17 protein-coding genes are annotated in these 20,353 nt (G+C 46.7%); 3 read left to right on the forward strand and 14 right to left on the reverse strand.

Going from position 1 to position 20,353, the window contains the following annotated elements; translation table 11 throughout:
• Window positions 1-90 precede the first annotated feature (90 nt).
• Entirely contained in the window at window positions 91-2,064 is a 1,974-nt protein-coding gene (locus tag MHH57_RS18615; RefSeq protein ID WP_342434386.1) for a methyl-accepting chemotaxis protein, read from the forward strand.
• Window positions 2,065-2,229: 165 nt separating this feature from the next.
• Here the strand turns inward: MHH57_RS18615 and MHH57_RS18620 are convergent, their stop codons facing one another.
• From MHH57_RS18620 to MHH57_RS18635, 4 genes are all read right to left on the reverse strand, one after another.
• Complete coding sequence (locus MHH57_RS18620; protein WP_013311529.1) at window positions 2,230-2,442, reverse strand: hypothetical protein; 213 nt, start codon at window positions 2,440-2,442, stop codon at window positions 2,230-2,232.
• 10 nt (window positions 2,443-2,452) lie between these two features.
• Window positions 2,453-2,974 carry a PRC-barrel domain-containing protein gene (locus MHH57_RS18625; RefSeq protein ID WP_029515728.1) on the reverse strand — a complete coding sequence of 174 codons (522 nt, stop codon included), beginning with the start codon at window positions 2,972-2,974 and terminating at the stop codon, window positions 2,453-2,455.
• A 136-nt stretch (window positions 2,975-3,110) separates the two neighbouring features.
• The gene (locus MHH57_RS18630; RefSeq protein WP_029515729.1) at window positions 3,111-4,262 is read right to left on the reverse strand and encodes a cysteine desulfurase family protein; all 1,152 of its coding nucleotides are present in this window, start codon (window positions 4,260-4,262) and stop codon (window positions 3,111-3,113) included.
• 10 nt (window positions 4,263-4,272) lie between these two features.
• Complete coding sequence (locus tag MHH57_RS18635; RefSeq protein WP_013311532.1) at window positions 4,273-4,692, reverse strand: Rrf2 family transcriptional regulator; 420 nt, start codon at window positions 4,690-4,692, stop codon at window positions 4,273-4,275.
• 304 nt (window positions 4,693-4,996) lie between these two features.
• On the opposite strand from MHH57_RS18635, the gene mnmA reads away from it, so the two are divergent.
• Window positions 4,997-6,118 carry a tRNA 2-thiouridine(34) synthase MnmA gene (gene mnmA, locus MHH57_RS18640; RefSeq protein WP_342434387.1) on the forward strand — a complete coding sequence of 374 codons (1,122 nt, stop codon included), beginning with the start codon at window positions 4,997-4,999 and terminating at the stop codon, window positions 6,116-6,118.
• A 90-nt stretch (window positions 6,119-6,208) separates the two neighbouring features.
• Here the strand turns inward: mnmA and MHH57_RS18645 are convergent, their stop codons facing one another.
• Window positions 6,209-6,673 (reverse strand): DinB family protein, encoded by a 465-nt coding sequence (locus MHH57_RS18645; protein ID WP_069012468.1) that lies wholly within the window; start codon window positions 6,671-6,673, stop codon window positions 6,209-6,211.
• Window positions 6,674-6,772: 99 nt separating this feature from the next.
• On the opposite strand from MHH57_RS18645, the gene MHH57_RS18650 reads away from it, so the two are divergent.
• Window positions 6,773-7,603 (forward strand): PPK2 family polyphosphate kinase, encoded by an 831-nt coding sequence (locus MHH57_RS18650; protein WP_165149671.1) that lies wholly within the window; start codon window positions 6,773-6,775, stop codon window positions 7,601-7,603.
• Window positions 7,604-7,717: 114 nt separating this feature from the next.
• Here the strand turns inward: MHH57_RS18650 and crcB (MHH57_RS18655) are convergent, their stop codons facing one another.
• The 9 genes from crcB (MHH57_RS18655) to hisS all read right to left on the reverse strand — a co-directional run bounded on the left by crcB (MHH57_RS18655) (window position 7,718) and on the right by hisS (window position 20,001).
• A complete protein-coding gene (gene crcB / locus MHH57_RS18655) occupies window positions 7,718-8,074 on the reverse strand; it encodes a fluoride efflux transporter CrcB (RefSeq protein ID WP_029515732.1) in 357 nt (118 codons plus the stop codon).
• A complete protein-coding gene (gene crcB, locus MHH57_RS18660; protein ID WP_029515733.1) occupies window positions 8,071-8,472 on the reverse strand; it encodes a fluoride efflux transporter CrcB in 402 nt (133 codons plus the stop codon). Before crcB (MHH57_RS18660) ends, crcB (MHH57_RS18655) begins: the two co-directional genes overlap by 4 nt.
• 85 nt (window positions 8,473-8,557) lie before the next feature.
• Window positions 8,558-9,868, reverse strand: coding sequence for a replication-associated recombination protein A (locus MHH57_RS18665; RefSeq protein WP_342434388.1), 1,311 nt, complete (start codon window positions 9,866-9,868; stop codon window positions 8,558-8,560).
• A 356-nt stretch (window positions 9,869-10,224) separates the two neighbouring features.
• Complete coding sequence (locus tag MHH57_RS18670) at window positions 10,225-12,366, reverse strand: UvrD-helicase domain-containing protein (protein WP_318627539.1); 2,142 nt, start codon at window positions 12,364-12,366, stop codon at window positions 10,225-10,227.
• Window positions 12,367-12,601: 235 nt separating this feature from the next.
• On the reverse strand, window positions 12,602-14,419 hold the full coding sequence (locus tag MHH57_RS18675; protein WP_029515736.1) for an ABC transporter ATP-binding protein: 1,818 nt from the start codon (window positions 14,417-14,419) through the stop codon (window positions 12,602-12,604).
• A 97-nt stretch (window positions 14,420-14,516) separates the two neighbouring features.
• Window positions 14,517-15,815 carry an NCS2 family permease gene (locus MHH57_RS18680; RefSeq protein WP_342434389.1) on the reverse strand — a complete coding sequence of 433 codons (1,299 nt, stop codon included), beginning with the start codon at window positions 15,813-15,815 and terminating at the stop codon, window positions 14,517-14,519.
• A gap of 175 nt (window positions 15,816-15,990) precedes the next feature.
• On the reverse strand, window positions 15,991-16,740 hold the full coding sequence (locus MHH57_RS18685) for a tRNA threonylcarbamoyladenosine dehydratase (protein ID WP_029515738.1): 750 nt from the start codon (window positions 16,738-16,740) through the stop codon (window positions 15,991-15,993).
• 152 nt (window positions 16,741-16,892) lie between these two features.
• Window positions 16,893-18,671 (reverse strand): aspartate--tRNA ligase, encoded by a 1,779-nt coding sequence (gene aspS / locus MHH57_RS18690; RefSeq protein ID WP_029515739.1) that lies wholly within the window; start codon window positions 18,669-18,671, stop codon window positions 16,893-16,895.
• Window positions 18,672-18,756: 85 nt separating this feature from the next.
• Complete coding sequence (gene hisS, locus MHH57_RS18695) at window positions 18,757-20,001, reverse strand: histidine--tRNA ligase (protein WP_029515740.1); 1,245 nt, start codon at window positions 19,999-20,001, stop codon at window positions 18,757-18,759.
• Between the last annotated feature and the right edge of the window lie 352 nt (window positions 20,002-20,353).

Raw genomic sequence — 20,353 nt, forward strand, 5'->3', positions numbered from 1 at the left:
AAAATAATTAACAAAGTCATTCCATCTGACGATATAAGTACAAAGCACTATTTTAGGATTTCATATTTCTGAAACATCGGGGGTCATTACATGAACTTAAAAATCAAGCTTATTCTCCTTTTCACTTGCATTGTTATCGTTGCAGCCGGGCCTTTATCCGTTATTAGCATGACAAGTATCAAAAAACAGGCCAACCGTGACATACAAGAGCTTATGACTAGTAAAGCCACCGAAACCGTCAATCAGCTCGACGGATGGACCAGCGGCAATGCCAAAATTATCGAGACACTGGCTGCAGGTCTGGAATCGAGTGATATTTCATCAGATGCCAAAACCGTATCTCTGAAAGCAGCCTTTGAAAACTATAAAGATCAAAATATTTCCAACATCTACGCAGGCTTTGAAGATGGATCCTACTGGGATGGATCTGGCTGGTTTGAAGCTGGTTATGATCCTCGCGCTCGTCCGTGGTACAAGGATGCCAAAACCAAGGGAGAAATGTATTATTCCTCACCTTACACCGATGCAGGCAGCAAGGACTTCACCATTTCTATTGCTAAACCTCTCAAAGATTCCAACGGCTCTATCACCGGGGTAGTCAGCGAGGATATTATGTTAAATGATATGACAAAAATCATTAAAGACATAAACCTGAACGGATTAGGCTACGCATTTCTGATTGACCAGAATGGAGTTGTGGTCGCACACCCAGACAGCAAGCTGGCCGGTAAAAACCTTAAGGATACGCCCGAGTTGGGTTCATCAACTGCGGCCCTGCTGAGCACAGCTTCGGGAAAAACAGACTATACCTATAATGGCAGTGACCGTCAGCTTTATTTTAAAAAGATGCCTAGCACTGGCTGGATTGTAGGATTGTCCATTTCAAAAGATATTGCTTTTCAGGAGTATTACTCCACTCGTAATCAGTTGATTATTACCGTTGCTATCATCTTGGTCGTTGCTATGCTGCTGGCGATCTGGGCGGCAAACAACTTTATCAAGCCAATTCGGAAGCTTCAAGTGAACGTCAAACGTATAGCTGAAGGCGATATGACAGCTCGTGTGGATATTAAGGGTAAAGATGAAATTGCCAGCCTGGGTACAGATTTTAATATCATGTCTGATAATCTCTCTCACCTGTTGCGCAAGGTATCAGATACTGCAGGCGATGTCAGCTCAGCTTCCCATGATATGCATCAGCACGCTAAGGATACTGGAACCATCGCGTCACAAATCTCCAGCGCAGTTCAGGAACTTGCCCAAGGAGCGAGCGACCAAGCTGAGGCTGTATATTCCGGCTCTGAGAGGCTGACTCACATGACAGGCTCCATCGACCAGATTGGCGAAAGTGTCAAACGGACCCAAACTGCCGTATTCGAAACAGATTCTGCCGTGCTTGCAGGGTATGAAACAGCTGAACGTCAAGCGAAACTGGCCGCCGAGTCCAGGCAAACGACGACTGCGGCAGGGGAAGCCGTAGATTCACTCACGCTAAAAACTCAGGATATTGAGCGGCTGGCCGGAGCCATCCATGATATCGCCGCACAAACAAACCTGCTGGCCCTTAATGCATCCATCGAAGCAGCACGGGCCGGGGAACACGGACGAGGTTTTGCCGTCGTCGCCGGAGAAGTGAGAAAGCTGGCTGAGCAAGCGGGCAGTTCCAGTGACAGTATCATGAGTAAGCTGGAAGAAATTAAGATTGCAGGAGTACAAAGCGCGGAGGAAATGAAGAGGGCTCTTGCTGTAACTGTAGAACAGGAGCACGCTGCCATTGCAACGAGACAGGCGTTTGAGTCCATTCGTGGCGCTTCTCAGCATATGCTTGCCCAAATTGAGGACGTTACAGCCGCCGCAGATGATCTCCGTGTGAATGCCGGGCATATTTCCGACGTCATTTCCAGCGTTGTCGCTGTTTCTGAGCAAAGTGCAGCATCTACAGAGGAAGTGGCCTCCTCTGTGCAAGAACAAGGTCATGCCATGAATAATATTGCTGACCTTTCTGCCAAACTCGATTCTCATGCAGATCTTCTATTGGAAGAGGTCAAACGCTTTAAATTGTAGAACTAACCATCTTCACAATAACGGTATACAAAAGAGGGTGCCCTCAGCCATTATGGCCGTACGGGGCACCCTCTTCGTTGTTTTTTATCAAGCGTTATACAACCTACTAAGCCGTATGTAGATCACACCTCTTAGTAAGCAGCCTGTCCACCTTTGGTGTCCAGCTTAGGAAGAAGCGTGAATTTGCGGCAAGTCCTGTTGTGCCATCTCATCTCCAAAGAATAGGTCGTCCAGCGAACTGAGCGTTCCATCCTCTTCCACTTGGTAGACAGACATTTTTTCACCATTCACCTGAAGTTCGATAAAGCATCCCCAGCAATAAAATTGATGGGAGCCAATTTTTCCGATATCTTTGGAATTACAATTCGGACATCTCAATAAACTCACCCTATCCATTAACAGAATATATGGCTTTTTCCAGACGCTGCTCGCTTAATGGGGGAACCATAACAGCATTTTCCCCGATGGACATCTCTTCGGTGCAGGGCAGCCATTTCCGCCCCTCTATAATATCCGATACAAAACCATCGCTGATTTCCAAGCCTATTATGTTATTGCCCATTTCCTGGTCAAAATAAACATCCGAGATGTGCCCGAGCATAAGCCCTTCCTCTGTTAGCACGGATAGATCCTTCAGTTTACAAGGCCCAAGCAAGTACGTATGTTGTATATCATGGGCCTCCATTTTACGCACAGCCTGCTGATTGCGAATCATGATCGCATCCTCACCGTAAGCAACGATGTCATCCCAAGCAACCATTTTCACGTGAGAAGAAAAAAGTCCCTTTCCTTCCAACTCGATCCCTGAGATTCGCCAATCCGCTGTCACCATAAAGTCATGTATTTTACCAATCTGCTTCCCGTCCTCCACATCGAAAACGGCAAGTCCGATCATATCTTGAAGCTTCATATATAGGGTACCTCCTCATTCTGCAATCTGAACGAAGGTGCGGTCCTTTTCCTACATGCCTGTCAGACCTTGCTTCCGTTCATGCAATGAAATGGAAAAACCGCCCCTCCCTTCTTATTAAAATGCGGAGAAATCCCTAGTACCTAGTACGCAGCCGCTTCCATATGGTTTCAATTTTCTTGGCCGTGTATTCCATTTCTTCCGTAGTATTACCCAAACCGAAGCTAAACCGAATCGCTGAATGTAAAACATCTTCAGGAAGATCCATCGCCTGCAATACATGCGATAGCTCTAAAGATCCGGAAGTGCAGGCTGATCCGCTTGCTGCTGCGATTCCTTCCATATCAAGGTTCATCAACATGGTCTCTGTACCAATGGCCGGAAAGCTAACATTGAGAACATTAGGTAAAGAATGATCAGGGTCACCGTTAATCACAAAATTTTGGCTACCCAGAGTGTCTTCCAACCCTTTAAGCAACGTCTGGCGAAGAACCGTATCGTGCGCCCCACGCTCCTCAATGGAAGCATTAGCAAGAGTTGCGGCTTTAGCCAGCCCCGTAATACCGGCGATATTTTCTGTTCCGGCACGGCGTTTCTTTTCCTGAAGTCCCCCATGCATTAGCGGCTGAAGGCGTGTACCTTGGCGGATATACAATGCCCCAACCCCTTGCGGTCCGTTAATCTTATGACCAGACACACTCAGTAAGTCAATCGGGAGGTTCCGGCAGTCGATGGATATATGACCGAAAGCTTGAACCGCATCTACATGGAATACAACTCCATGTTCTCTCGCAATCTGCCCTACTTCTGAGATCGGCTGAATGACGCCCACCTCATTGTTGGCATACATCATGCTGATCAAAAAAGTATCTGGTCGAATGGCAGCCTCGATATCCGCAGGGTTCACGCGTCCAAACCCGTTGACCGGGACATAAGTTACCTCATACCCCGCTTTTTCCAGCTCATCACAAGCATGAAGCACTGCATGATGTTCAACCGCAGTTGTAATCATATGCCCTGAAGTACGGCCGTCTGCCGTAGCCGTCCCAAACAGGGCCAGATTATCACTTTCTGTTCCTCCGCTCGTAAAAATAATTTCTTCAGGCTTGCAGCCCAAAGAGGCCGCAACGGCATCCCGAGCAGCGCTGACGGTGCGCTTGGCATCGCGGCCAAAGGCATGAACGCTCGAAGCGTTGCCGAATTGGCCAGTCATGATGTCCATCATAGTCTGCGCAACCTCAGGATGCATAGGAGTCGATGCGGCATGATCCAGATAAATTCTGTTCATGTTATCCACCTCAAATGTAGAACATGTAATTATCCAATTCATCATGTTCTTGGTATGTGATCAAGTCCTTAAGTGTAGTAGAATCCAACACTTCAGCGATGCTGTCACGAATTCGCAGCCACAGCTGACGTTTTGCCGGATCGTCTTCTTCCGTGAAATCGACCGGAGAAATCGGACCTTCCAGTACACGAATGATGTCTCCCGCTGTTACTCCTGCCGGTTCATTTGCCAAAATATAACCGCCGTAAGCACCACGGATACTTTTTACCAAACCTGCATTACGCAAAGGCGCAATGAGCTGTTCCAGATAATGCTCTGACAGCTGATTTTTTTCGGCAATACTTTTCAAAGAAGTTGGACCTTCGCCAAACCTGGCTGCAAGTTCCATCATAATGGTCAGGCCGTAACGGCCTTTCGTTGATATTTTCAATTGTGCCACCTCACTTATAGTAACAATTCCGTTAAACACGCGGAATAACTGGTGTTGTAAACCTCTCTATTCCGATCCTAACCCTCAGCTTATGTTAACATATTAGGGCAGGTAAAGGGAAACATTACGGTAACTATCTTAAAAAAAGTTGCTTTCGGGCGATTTGGAACAGCTTTAGCCCGCTTTATGTAGCTTTCTTCCATCGTTCGCCGTGTCGTTTGATCGTCCAAACATCGTATCTTATTATCGTTTATGTTACAATAGGTGGGTTCTACAACTATATTGAAAGAATTGGGTGATGACCATGGCTAAAGCCAATCATGAAACCCGTGTCGTCGTCGGGATGTCCGGTGGCGTCGACTCATCCGTTACTGCGCTGCTGCTGAAGGAGCAGGGCTATGACGTAATCGGCATCTTCATGAAAAACTGGGATGACACGGATGAATTTGGCCGTTGTACGGCTGAGGAGGATGCGGAGGATGTGCGCCGTGTCTGCGAACAGATCGACATTCCTTACTATACCGTCAATTTTGAAAAAGAATACTTCGATAAAGTATTCTCTTATTTTCTTGATGAATATAAAGCTGGACGCACACCCAACCCGGATGTCATGTGTAACCGTGAAATTAAATTCGGCGAGTTTCTAAATAAAGCGCTGGATTTGGGAGCAGATTATGTTGCTACTGGACATTATGCACGGGTTGTGGAAGAAGACGGCCACTTTACTTTGCTGCGAGGCGTGGACAGCAACAAGGATCAAACTTATTTCCTGAATGCGTTAAGCCAAAAGCAGCTATCCCGAACCACGTTCCCTATCGGTCATCTGCCGAAACCAGAAGTGCGTAAAATTGCGGAAGCTGCGGGACTGTATACGGCCAAGAAGAAAGACAGCACAGGCGTATGTTTTATCGGCGAGCGTAATTTCAAGGAGTTTCTGAGTGGATATCTACCTGCAAAAGGTGGAGACATGGTGGATATCGCTACTGGTGAAGTCAAAGGACGCCACGATGGTCTGATGTACTATACACTGGGTCAACGTCAAGGCTTGGGCATTGGCGGCTCAGGTTCAGGCGAACCGTGGTTCGTAGCGGATAAGGATCTGGAGAAGAATATTCTGTATGTGGTACAGGGTGATCGTCACCACAGCCTGTATTCTACCAGCCTGATTGCAACAGATGTGAACTGGATTGAAGGCGCAGATACTCGTCCGACCGGCGAATTCCGTTGCACAGCCAAATTCCGTTATCGCCAACCTGATCAGCAAGTAACTTTACAATGGCTTGCGGATGGGACCGTGCATGTCATATTCGATGTACATCAAAAGGCCATTACGCCTGGACAAGCTGTTGTATTTTACGACGGGGAACGCTGTCTGGGTGGAGGAACCATTGATAAGGTTGAAAAACTTCAGCCTGAAACGGTTTAAATGAAAGCCATTTTGCATTGATATAGCAGGAATTAAAAAAGTCGTCTCTCCAGATTTGGAAGGGGCGACTTTTTTTTATGAAAGTTTATTTTAGTTCATGGCTTGTAAAGAATTCATAATCTGCTCTTTATGATGTCTGTCATGCTGGACAAACATTTCTTGCAAAAAATTTCCCATGGTGTATGAGCTATTAGGAAATTGACGGATAAACATTGATTCTGAAACCATCTTGAGCTTCACAATCATTCGCCTACGCTCTGCAATAGCTTCATTTAACAAATCATGTGGTTTCATATTTCTGCCGAATGCAACGGACGAATCGTTAAACGCTTGTACATCAGGATGTTCTTGGAGCGTAATTTGTTCCTCATTGATAATCTGTATGAGTGTCTTAGTGAAGCTTTTGTCCCACCCCATAATATGACTGATCATATCTTGTATTGACCATGTACCCACTATGGGTTTACGAAGTAGCTCATCTGAGTATGGAGATAAAGCTGTAAGAAATACAGTCCATTTTTCTAAATCTTCAGAAATCTCAGCTATCGTCGCCAATTGAATTCCTCCTTTAAGGTAAGTAACTTTTGATAACATCCTCATTTGGGTATATGATGTAAACAAGATCATACTTCAATTGAAAAGGAGCGTGCCTTTATGTCTGATTCATTAGGAATGCTGACACCAGGTAAAAAAGTTTCTTTGAAAGAATGGGACCCTAAGGATACAAATAATATCAAAAATAAAGAAGAAATCCGACAGGAAACAGATCAATTGAAGGAACGCTTCACGGAATTACAAAGCAAATTATTTACAGAGAAAAAACAATCCGTTTTGTTTATATTTCAGGGCATGGATTGCAGCGGCAAAGATGGCGTCATCAAACAGGTATTTTCTAATCTGAATCCGGCGGGGGTGACGGTCCACAGCTTCAAATCGCCTACGGCTGAGGAATTAAGTCATGATTTCTTGTGGCGTGCTCATAGCGTTACCCCAGGACGTGGATATATTGCAGCATTTAACCGTTCTTATTATGAGGATGTGCTAATTACACGTGTTCACGGACAGATATCCGATAAGCAGGCCAAACGGAATATTAAGCATATCAAGCATTTTGAACAGTTGTTGCTGGATAATGGTGTAAAGGTGGTTAAAATCTTTTTACATATTTCAAAGCAATTTCAGTTAGAAAAGCTGATCGACCGAATTGAAAAGCCTCACAAAAACTGGAAACTCGATCCAAGTGATTTGCAGGAACGGAAATTTTGGAAGCAATATACCCAGTATTATGAGGATGTATTAGAGCTAAGCGCAACCAAACAAGCTCCTTGGTATGTCGTTCCTTCAGACAACCGTTGGTATAGGGATTATACTGTGCTGCGGATTGCCGTCCAAACGCTGGAGGAAATGAAGTTGTCTGATCCTGATCCAAGACCTGAACTCGAATCCCTTTTACCTGAATTGTACAAAGAACGAGATAAAAAATAGCTGTATAGGTACAGCACTAAGCTTCCAAAACCGTATCACGGCTGAGAATGCCTTGAGTCGGGATTGGAAGCTTTTTATTGCATTTTTACGTGTTATTTCGAAAATGTATAAAGCTTAACTGACTCTGTACCCGATAGCCGCAGCTACAACTCCTACCACGACAGAGGAAAGTACATACGTAGCCATGCGTCGGTATTCTTTGCGCTCCATCAGTTGAAGAGATTCATAGCCGAATGTGGAAAAGGTGGTGTAGCTGCCACAAAAACCTGTTCCTAACAGCATCCAGAGTGCAGGAGACAACTGGTGTTGCGTAAACTCACCATAGAGCCAGCCTAGCAGCAATGAACCGCTGACGTTAATGATCCACGTCCCCCACGGGAATACGGTACCCAACCTCTTGCCGGCCCACATACCAAGCCCGTATCTCGCCAGTGTACCCATAATCCCGCCTGCCGCCGCCCACCAGATCATAAGCGTTCCTCCTTCGGAGCAGCCTGCGTCATTTTTGTACCTAGACGGATACCTGTCCATGTCAAAAATAGCCCTCCGCCTACGCTTAGCAGGAGGTACAACACAGCCGTCAGCATACGATCGTGAACTGTGAGGCGTACAGCATCCACTGCAAAAGTGGAAAAGGTGGTAAAGCCCCCTGTAAAGCCTGTTCCGATGGCAAGTCGCAATCGCGGCTTGATCCGCCATGATCGCAAGGTTACCGTAAAGAACCAACCAAGAAACAGGCAGCCGATCCAATTAATTAGCAGCACACCAAGTGGAAAATCCGCACCCGCCGCAGGCAGCAGCGATTGCAGGCCATAACGGGTAGAGGTTCCAAGTGCTCCGCCCGCGGCAACGAATAACATGTCTTTCATTTTTTTATCCCCTTCTTCGCACTTGCACGATCATGGCGTAACGTGACGATATCGTACACACTCTGTATATTAAGTCGCACATATATTAAGACTGTGAATCCCGCCAACGCTGGTTTTGCCTGATTTTTGACTCATTCCCCTGCTCAGTAGCCTGATAGAAGGTTTGGTCTGCTATCGCATCGGGCAAATATTGCTGCTTCACATAGTGATTCGGATAATTATGTGGATATTGGTAGCCAACATGACCGAGCTTTTCCGAGCCTTTGTAGTGTGCGTCACGCAAATGGAGTGGCACCTCGGCCGATTTGATATCGTCCATAGCCGACATGGCCCGTGAAATCGCCGTATATACGGCATTCGATTTGGGGCTTTCTACAGCGAACAAAATGGCCTGTGCAATGTTCAGCTTGGCCTCGGGCCAGCCGTTATTGCGATAGGCTTCAAGCGCACTCACCGCTTGCACCATTGCCTGCGGGTTCGCCAGACCAATGTCCTCGCTGCTTGCCGCGATGAGGCGGCGGATAAAGGTCATCGGGTCCATACCGAGTTTTTCTACGGCGTACAGGAACCAGAACAGCGCGGCATCGCTGGAGCCGCGAATGCTTTTGTGGAAGGCCGACAACACATCATACTGCGTGGATTCATCTGCTTTGACAATCGGGCGGCGAATGGATTCCTCAGCGACTTCCAGTGTCACGTGAATCGTGCCGTCTGCCAGCGGAGGCGTTGTGAGCGCCGCCAGTTCCAGCGCGTTTAAAGCGCGGCGGATATCGCCGTTCGCCATGGAAGCGATGTGAGCCAGTGCAGCTTCATCGACCTGGAGCTGCATGTAGCCAAGCCCTTTGTCCGCATCGCTTAAGGCGCGGCGCATAGCAGCCAGCGAATGTTCCTGCGTTAACGCTTCAAGCTGGAACAACGTAGAACGGCTCATCAAAGCGCCGTTGACGTAGTGAAAGGGATTTTCAGTCGTGGCGCCAATAAACACGATCGTGCCCTTTTCCACCGCGGGCAGCAGTGCATCCTGACGTGAACTGTTAAAACGATGTACCTCATCGAGAAACAGAATGGTTTTTTTGCCATACATCGATTTATTCGTCTGTGCAAGGTCAATGACTTCTCTTACGTCTTTCACAGATGCTTCTACAGCATTCAGACGTACAAAATCGCCTTGCGTGTGTTGCGAGATGATATGTGCCAGCGTTGTTTTGCCGCATCCCGGTGGTCCGTACAACAAAATTGAAGAAACCTGATCTGCCTCTATGGCTCTTCGCAGCAGCTTACCTGGACCCACAACATGCTCCTGTCCAATATATTCATCCAGTGAAGTCGGACGCAAGCGATCCGCAAGCAACCGATTGCTTGGCGTTGACTCTTGGGAATATGAAAATAAGTCCATTTCTTTCACTTCCTTATGATTATGAACGAACACTTTCTTTTATCTTTGAAAACATACTATATTAGGCTCGCTCATACGGTTGAAAAACATGAAAATTCAAGTCATCTATAATTCTGATACGGTGTAAACCGACTCTTATTCTACCATATCCGTTAACAAGTTGCAGATAGCATGGTCATGGCACAGCTGTAGGTCTTCAAGTCAGTCGCCCATAAAAAAGAAAGAACAGCCTTAGACGAAAGATGATTTCGTGGCTGTTCTTCGACTGGCATGATTTCATAATTTCATCACTAAGATAAACAGTAAACAAAAAGGAATACAACAACTCAGGCGGTACTTTACAACGCTTTTTCTGTTTACTTCGTCTGTGCCTGTACGTAACTAGGAAGTGAGCCATCATGCAATAGCCACAACTCATGCAGCGCACGGGTACATCCTACATACAGCAGCTTGGCATCCCATGCCCGTTCTCCATAATGCTCATGGTCGGCATCCGCCACAATAACTGCATCGAACTCCAGACCTTTGGATAGGTACACAGGCAGTACCGACAAACCGCCCTCATATTGCTTTTTACCACCGTCAATCAAATTCACATCCATCCCCGCACTTGTGAAAACCTCATGCAGTTCCACAGCCTCTTTTAAGGTACGTGTCAGCACAGAAACAGTACGATACTCCCTGGAGGACAGCTCTTTTAGAGCGGTGAGCAAACTCTGCTCACGCACCGATGAGTCGTAAGATATAGTGCGCACCGGATCGCCACTACGAAATACTGGAACTGCCGTAATACCGCCGCGAACTCCCTGCTCCAAAATCGTGTTTGCAAATTCTATAATTTCCAAGGTTGATCTATAGCTCCGCGTAAGCGCAAAATACCCGGTATGTTCCGGTGCAAAAAGAGAACTCATTTCCTCCCATGCATGTACGCCACGGTATTCATGAATGCCCTGCGATAAATCGCCCAGTATAGTAAAGGAATGTCCTTTGACGAACAAATCCAGCAATGCGATATGAAAAGGTGAAAAATCCTGCGCTTCATCAATGACCACATGGTCAAAACGTTGAGATGATTCTACCTCATGAATCAGCACGTGGAGATACACTAACGCAGTCAGATCTTCTTCACGGATAATCTGTTTTCGCAGATCCGACTGTGTAGCCTTAAAAATAGCAGTCGGCAGAGAAGCCTTCATCTCTGCAGCCGTATCTGCGGGTAACCCTTTAGCTGCTTGAAAAAGCTGCTTGTAGAGCGTCAGTGCGTCGTATTGTGGCCATTTTTTAGCATATGCCTTTTCCCGTGCCCCTGCCTTTTTTTTGCGTTCCTTGAGTGCTGCCGCCGAAGGCGACTTTTTCAGCTCCATTTCAATCCAGCGGTGCACTCTTGCCAGCACACGCTCCTTCCGCTTCGCGAGCGGATAAGGCTTATACTCCTCATTAAACCAATTCAAAATCTCAGCTCGCGGCAGCATCGCTCCATCCCATGGTGAAAAATCCTCCTCGGGAACGGAAATGGGCTCCAGTCGTTCAACAAAAGCTTGAAGTAACTCCATAAAGTGAACTGAACCCTTGAATCTTCCCGGCGCCTCATCCATGGATTCCTCTCTCAGACTGCCACTCTCAAACCAATAAGATAATGTTTCGGCAGGATCAGCCAAAGGTAAATCCAAACCCAACAAGTCCAGCGCCCAGTCTGCAAATGTACTTTGCTGAATATCTCCGACCCCCAGCTCAGGAAGTACATCTGAAATATAGTCGAGAAACATATGGTTTGGTGCGAAAATGACCATTTTGTCCGCTGATACCTGATCCTTGTATTGATACAGTAAAAATGCGAGACGATGCAGCGCTACCGTCGTCTTGCCACTACCCGCTACCCCCTGAATAACGAGGGCAGTATTTTTAGCCGCGCGGATGATCTGATCCTGCTCCGCCTGAATGGTAGATACGATATCCCGTAAACGGTTATCCTTGTTTTCACCTAAACGATAAACGAGAAACTCATCGGAAACGGCCGGCTCGTCGCTTTCACGATTATACGTATCGGCTACCCGTTCCAGAATTCTTTTCCGAATGACAACGTTGCGCTTCAGATAGACCAAACCCTCAATAGTTCCCTCAGGAGCTTCATAGGACGCGGTTTCTTCACCACCTGTAAATGAATAAAATAAGCTGGCAATCGGTGCACGCCAATCAATCACCAGCGGATACGCTGACGTTTCTTCACGCTCTACTCCAATTTTACCGATATAAAGCGGCTTCCGCTGCCCTCTGCCACGCTCGTCAAAATCCATACGCCCAAAATAAGGCTCCTGCGAGCTTTTAGCCAAAGCCTGGCGTTTTTCCTCCCGTGCAGATTCCAGCACTTGCTCTGTAAAATCATGCCCAGTGTATACTGGCGTATTGCGAAGCCGTTCCAATCTCCGATCAATTTCCTCCATAGCAAGCGACAGCCTGTGCTGTTCTTCTTGATAGGCACTTTGAAACTCATTCTCCATTTCAGTTACCTCCTAAGAATATCAAGTCTCGATTTCTGCATCATCCACTTGCTCCGACACAAAAAAAGGAAAGTAAGCGTAACACATTTAACCATAAAAATCCAACCTTATTTCTAATCCCCCTATTTCCCTACTCTTTCACAAAAGTATGGAGCTTTTCGGCACCAGCGAAGCGGGTGATTTGAATCCGAAGAAGCGGAGCGATCGGAGGATCAAGTCACACGCGAAGCGGCCTCTAATACTCCATACTTCTCTCCCCCATCTCCACAAACTGCTTTTGAGCCAGCTCACGGTACACCTGATGGGACTCTAATAACTCTGTATGAGTTCCTGCACCGGTCACCTTGCCCTTGTCCAACACGATAATCTGGTCGGAGTGAACCACCGTAGACAAACGATGAGCAATGACAATCGTCGTGCGTCCTTCCATCAAGTTCGCTAGGGCCTTCTGTACCTCATGCTCAGATGAGCTATCCAGACTAGATGTAGCCTCATCCAGCATGAGGATGTCAGGGCTACGAAGAAGCGCACGCGCAATAGCGATCCGTTGACGCTGGCCTCCGGACAGCTTCATTCCCCGTTCTCCCACCTCAGTGTTGTAGCCTTGAGGTAGATCCATAATAAATGTATCCGCATACGCCATCGTAGCTGCTCGTCTCACTTCTTCCAAGTCAGCTTCGCGCCCCAAGCCATATGTAATGTTATCTCTGACCGTTCCGGTCATCATTGAGCTTTCCTGCGATACATAACCAATTTTGGAGCGCCAAGAGGAAAGTGTATATGACGATATCGGTTCGTCTCCATAACGAATTTCCCCTGTATCTGGCACATAAAAGCGCTCTAGCAATGAAAATAAGGTGGATTTCCCACTCCCGCTCGGACCCACGAATGCTGTCGTCCGGTTAGCCGGAATGACCAAGTTTGCATTATGAAGAACCTCTTCACCTTCGGTATAGGAAAAGACAACATCACGAAGTATAATATCTCTGCTCTCTTTTGCCGCTTCCTGCTTCAACTCGAGCGGTTCCTCTTCATGATCTAAAATCGTCTGAATCCGTTCAGTAGCCCCAACCACCTTTTGCAGACGTGAATACAGAGTCGTGAATTGTGCCATCGGTGTGATCACCTGAAATAGCAGCAAAATAAATGCCACCAAATCCCCCGCGGTCAGCACACCCGATGCAACGCGAACACCACCAACCCCCAATATAATGACCAGTACTGCAGTCAACAAGAAGGTAGAAATTGGACCTACAAGGGCCAGGATACGTGACTCTTGCAAACCGAAGCGGAACATCCGGTAAATACGATCCTCACCAGCCTGAGCCTCTCTGCTTTCGGTTCCGTAGGCCTTCACCAGTCTGATTTCGCCGATAACCTGACTTAACACTGAGGTCAGATCTGCCATCTCATCCTGCTGTTTTTTGGAGATGCGGTACATTTTTCTGCCTACCGGAAATAAAATTAGAGCTGTTAGCGGAACAATAGCCATAATAATGAGCGTCATCACCCAATCCAGATAAAATAACAATGCAATACCACCAATAATTGCAATCACATTAGAAATCAAATTGACTAGATACTCCGTAATTAAGTTCATAATCAGGCTTGTATCATTAGTGACGCGACTCATCGTATCTCCTGACCGATTTCTATCAAAGTAAGGTATAGGTAGAGATAAGATTTTATGCCATAAGCGTTTGCGCAAATTAGCCACAATCTTATGCCCAGCATAGTTCAACATATAGATAGAAACTGCCGAAGCCACCGCTTGAATCACAAAAGCGCCAAGCAGACCAACAATGACCATACGGTTTAGTGAAGAAAAGGTCAAGCCATCAATCAACCCTTTAGTCATCATGGGTACGATTAAACCAGCCATGGTCTGAATCAGGGTCAGAATCAGGGCGATGATCAGAATGGCTTTGGGCGGATGCGCACTCGCAATCAATTTGATAAACCGCCCCATGCCAGCCTTATCCGGTCTTTTACCCGGCTTTTCCTTCATCCGGTCCTCCTGCTCTTCTTGGTGTATATGATGTTCTTTTTCCATATACCATCAACCTCGCTTCCTGTCTGACCATTCTTGTTCAAACAACAACACCCGCGCTCTGCGCGGGTATGAACAGTACAATCTATCTTCGAGTTTACTACACCAGAGAATGAAGCACAAAATTTGCCACAAACAGTACAGATATGATATATAATGCGATAGGTACTTCCTTGCCCCGTCCTGCTGCCAGCTTGGCTACGGGGTATGCAATAAAACCAAATGCCATTCCGTCTACGATACTATAAGTAAAGGGCATCATCACCATGATCAGAAATGCAGGAAACACTTCAGTAAAATCACTGAAATCCATCTCTCGCACATTTTGCACCATTAGCCCCCCAATGATGATCAACACGGGTGCAATGGCACTATCAGGAATATAAGCCAACAGTGGAATAAAGAAAAACGTCGCCCCGAATAAAATAGCAGTTACCAGCGGTGTCATTCCCGAGCGTCCCCCTGCTGCAATACCAGCCGTCGATTCCGCAGCGGCTACCGCCGGACTGCTGCCCAAAATACCGGCAAAGATATTGGTTACAGCCAACACACGCAAGCTGTTTTTAAATAAATCCGGTCTACCAATCATGTTGGTTTGTGCAGTAATCATACCAATATTCTCGAATAGCACAATGAGTAGGAGCAAAAAGACAGCGATCCAGAAAGCTACCGAGACAATGCCTGAAAAGGAAAGCTCTCCAAACAATTGCCCATACTGTCGCACCGTTTCAGAGGTTCGTACCGTGCTTGTAGGCTCTACAGCTCCCAGTATATAAGCAAGCCCAGTTCCCGCCAAAATACTAATTAGTAAACCTCCCTGAACGTTACGCACAAACAATACAATAGCGAGCAGCAACGTTACACAAGCCGTAATTACCTTGGGATCATTAAAATGGCCAATAGCCACAAAAGTCGTCTGATGAGCAATCACGATGCCGCTTTTTTGCAAACCGATAAAGGTTAAAAACAAACCAATGCCTACCGTAATTCCGTGCTGCAAATTATGGGGAATCGCTTGGCTAATCAGCTTGTACAATGATGTAAAGGCCACAATGGCGAATATCACCCCTGTGACGGCAACTACCATCAACGCTTCCTGCCAGCTCAGCTTCATGGAATGTACCAGCGTATAAGTGAAAAAGGCATTAATTCCCATCCCTGGTACAACGACCATTGGAGATTTCCCACCAAAAGCCATCAGTAGACAGCCGATCATCGATGTCAGCAGTGTCCCGAGCATCGCCCCTTGGAGGGGAATCCCGGCATCTGACAAAATAGTCGCATTAACCATAACAATGTATACCACGGAAAAATAAGAAATGGCCCCAGCGGCTAATTCCTTTTTCCAATGATGCTCGGGCTTGTAACCGAGACTTCTGGACCATAGTCCATCCTTCATACCAAAACCCTCCAGCAAGTTGTTCAATCTGTTTACAGTAAGCTGCACTTTTTCAAAACAAAAAAGAGCTGTAGCAACTGTGACACAAAGGATGTGATGCACAGAACTACAGGTCTTAAAGTGAATACATACTGCTGTAAATCTAACGAATGCACTGCCATGCTATTTTTACAACTTACACACCAGCGTGTTCTAATAAATCCTTCACGGCTACACTAACCATGATCAGTCCTGCTACCGGAGGTACAAATGCATTGCTTGCAGGCGGCTGCTTCGCTTTCCGGATTTCAGGTGCGTTGGCAGGTACAATTTTTTTTGTAATTTCTTCACGTGGCTTCTTTGGTTCCTCATCGGAGAATACAACCTTGACGCCTTTGGTAATGCCTTCCTTACGCAACTTGGTGCGGATGACACGGGCAATCGGGTCCATTCTGGTTTGGGAAATATCCGCTACTTGAAAACGACTTGGATCCATTTTATTCGCAGCGCCCATACTGGAGATCAGCGGAATCCCCCGTTTCAGGCATTCCTTAATCAAATGAATTTTGTAAATAATCGTATCTGAAGCATCCAGCACATAATCCAGTTCGTACTTAAATAACTCCTCATACGTTTCTTCCGTATAAAACATGTTCAGTGCAATCGCTTCACATTCAGGATTAATCAGCTTCACACGCTCTACCATCAGATCCGCCTTTTTTTGACCTACCGTCGTTGTCAACGCATGTATTTGGCGATTAATATTGGTGATATCTACAACATCTTTATCAATCAAAATGATACGTCCAACACCTGTGCGCGCCAGTGCTTCCACTGCAATCGAACCGACACCGCCGATACCCAGCACGGCCACCGTGCTATTTTTCATAACCTCAAGACCTTCAGTTCCGATAGCCAGTTCCGTTCGTGAAAATTGATGCAACAATATGGTATATCCTCCCTCACTGATTTAAACTCTATACTTGAACTCCAGCATACAAACCACGAACCCATTATCCATAAAAGGGTAACGGGTTCACGGCATTCTATAATCTATCCACAAGCCACTCGGTGCACTTGCAAAGACAAACGTTCATCTTAAGCTTTAGGAGTAACAGGTTTCGGGGCAAGACGGATGTGAAGCTGTTCCAATTGAGCTTGATCCACTTCGCTTGGCGCATCCATAAGCAGGTCTGTCGCGCTAGCTGTTTTCGGGAATGCAATGGTTTCACGCAGGTTTGTACGACCTGCAAGCAGCATCACAAGACGGTCAAAACCGAAGGCAATACCACCATGTGGAGGCGTACCATATTCAAATGCATCCAGCAGGTAACCGAATTTATCCTTCACTTCCTCAGGCGGCAGGTTGAGCGCTTTGAACATTTTCTCCTGAACTTCACGCTTGAAAATACGCATCGAGCCACCACCCACTTCGTAGCCGTTCAGCACGATATCGTAGGCCTGAGCACGAACTTGACCTGGATCTGTGTCCAAGAGGGCCAGGTCTTCTTCCTTCGGACGAGTGAACGGATGGTGCTCCGCTACATAACGTTTTTGTTCTTCATCATAGCCCAGAAGCGGGAAGTCTACGACCCAGGCAAATTTGAATTTGTTATCGTCGATGAGGCCCAAATGACGGCCAATTTTCAGACGAAGTGCGCCCAATACATCAGCAACTACTTTTTTATTATCCGCAGAGAAGAGTAACAGATCGCCTTCTTCAGCTCCCGTACGCTCTTTCAAGGCTTCGATTTCTTCCGGTGTGAAGAATTTAACGATAGGCCCCTTGAATTCGCCTTCTTTCACTTGGATCCAAGCCAAGCCCTTTGCTCCATAACGTGCTGCAAAAGGACCCAGGTCATCAATGTCCTTACGGCTCCACGTGCCACATCCTTTGGCATTGAGAACTTTAACTTCCCCGCCCTTTTCAATTACTGAAGCAAATACTTTCACACCACTGGTTGCCACGATATCATTGACATTAATCAACTCCAGACCAAAACGCAGGTCAGGCTTGTCTGATCCGTATTTATCCATTGCTTCTGCATGTGTAATTCGTTGGAACGGTGTTTCCAGTTCTACTCCAACGGTTTCTTTGAACAATTTCACCATAAGACGCTCCATCATAGGCAGCAAATCATCCTGTTGCATGAAGGAGGTCTCAATGTCGACCTGCGTAAATTCAGGCTGACGGTCAGCACGCAAATCTTCATCACGGAAACAACGTGCAATTTGGTAGTAGCGCTCCACGCCACCAACCATCAGCAATTGCTTGTACAGTTGTGGAGATTGCGGCAAGGCGAAAAACTCACCTTCATGTACCCGGCTAGGTACCAGATAATCACGGGCGCCCTCTGGGGAACTTTTTGTCAAAATCGGTGTTTCCACCTCAATGAAATCCTCACCGTCCAGGAAATCACGGAATACTTTTGCTGCTTTGGAACGCAGCTTCAAGGTCTGATGCATTTCCGGACGACGCAAGTCCAGATAACGGTATTTCAAACGCAGTGACTCGTCTACTTCCACGCCATCTTCAATGAAGAACGGAGGTGTTTTGGATGCATTCAATACTTCGATTTCAGTGACACGCACTTCAATTTCACCTGTAGGCAGGTTCGGGTTAATCGTTTCTGCATCCCGTTTGACAATGGTACCAGTAACCTCAAGCACATACTCACTACGAACACGGTCCGCAATTTGCAGTGCGTCACCGGAATATGCCGGATTAAATACGATTTGTACAATTCCGCTACGGTCACGCAGGTCTATAAAAAGTACGCCCCCCAAATCACGACGGGTTTGTACCCAACCGTTCAATGTAACTGTTTCTCCGATATGCGCATGAGTCAATGCGCCGCATTGATGACTCCTTTTCATAATACACACTCCTGTTTATATTTAGTAGTTAATGCTATATGACAGCCAGAGGGAGACTCCCCCTGACTGATGTTACACATCTTCTTTATCCTAGTTCTTCCACCAGCTGATCCAGCTTAACAGTGCGCTGCACGCCCGTTTCCATGTTTTTCAGTGCAATTTCACCTTGAACCAGCTCATCTTCACCCAGAATCGCAGTATACCTTGCTTTAAAGCGATCGGCTGATTTCATCTGCGCCTTCATTTTACGACCCAGATAATCTCGTTCTGCGGAAAATCCAGCTTGACGCAATTTGAATAGTTGTTTGGTTACTTCCGTTTCTGCCGCCTCACCCAACGCCACCATATAGATATCTAACGGCTTGGATTCGTTCAGTTTGACACCTTGATGCTCCAAAATCAGCTGGATTCGCTCCAGTCCAATGCCAAAACCAATCCCTGGCTGATCCGGTCCGCCCAGATCTCCAACCAATCCGTTGTAGCGGCCGCCTCCACCGATCGTGTCTATGGCACCAATTCCTTCAGCTTTGAATTCGAACGCTGTCAACGTATAATAATCCAACCCCCGTACCAAACGCGGGTTAACTGTATATTCCACACCCATGGCATCCAAATTTTGCTTCACTTTCTCAAAATGTATGCGAGATTCCTCGTCCAAGCTATCCAAAATCGAAGGTGCACCTCCAAATTTGTCCTGGTCATCTTTGCTATCCAGCACTCGCAGCGGATTACGCTCAATGCGTGCTTGGCTCTCCTTGGTCAACGTATCCTTAATTGGCATCAAGAAGTCCACCAGATGCTGCCGATAAGCTGCGCGACTGGCTGCATTACCGACGGAGTTAATCTCCACCTGTACTCCTTTCAGACCCAGTTCACGGCAGAATTGATACCCGAAAGCAATAACTTCTGCATCCAGTGCCGGATCGACCGCCCCAAATGCCTCAATTCCAAATTGGTGAAACTGGCGCTGACGCCCAGCCTGTGGACGCTCATAACGGAACATCGGACCGATATAATACAGCTTAGTTACATCCGGCTCCCCGTATAGTTTGTTCTCCACATAGGAGCGGACAACCCCTGCTGTTCCTTCCGGACGCAAAGTCATGCTGCGCTTCCCTTTATCCTCAAAAGTATACATTTCCTTTTCCACTACATCCGTCGTTTCACCCACACCTCGAACGAACAAATTCGTTTGTTCGAACATTGGTGTACGAATCTCTCGATAATTAAAGCGGCGGCTAATCTCACGGGCTTTTTCCTCGACCACTTGCCATTTTTCTACACTGCCCGGCAGCAAATCCTGTGTTCCCGTCGGTTTTTGAAAGGCCATTAACGTATCCCCCCATCGTTGTATTTCATATTGTGCTCTTTCTTCTTGCTCCACTTTCAATATAAAACAAAAAATCCCTCGTCCTGTTAACATTAACAGGGACGAGGGATTGTCGTTTACAAATCACCCGTGGTACCACCCACATTCCGGAGTTTGTCCAGACAACCAGCATAAAATCACTCATTGCCCGTCAGCAATATACTGACTCCGCTCATACGTATAACGCCCGTAACGCGCAGTACGGCTATTATGCAGGACCATCCACTGTCGGCACAATTACAATGTACTTTCAGTAGGGTTTCCTCAATTGTTCGCCGCCTGTTCTCGGGGAGGTCATTCATCCGTTCATCAA

The sequence above is a fragment of the Paenibacillus sp. FSL H7-0442 genome, assembly GCF_038593105.1.
Taxonomy (GTDB): domain Bacteria; phylum Bacillota; class Bacilli; order Paenibacillales; family Paenibacillaceae; genus Paenibacillus; species Paenibacillus polymyxa_D.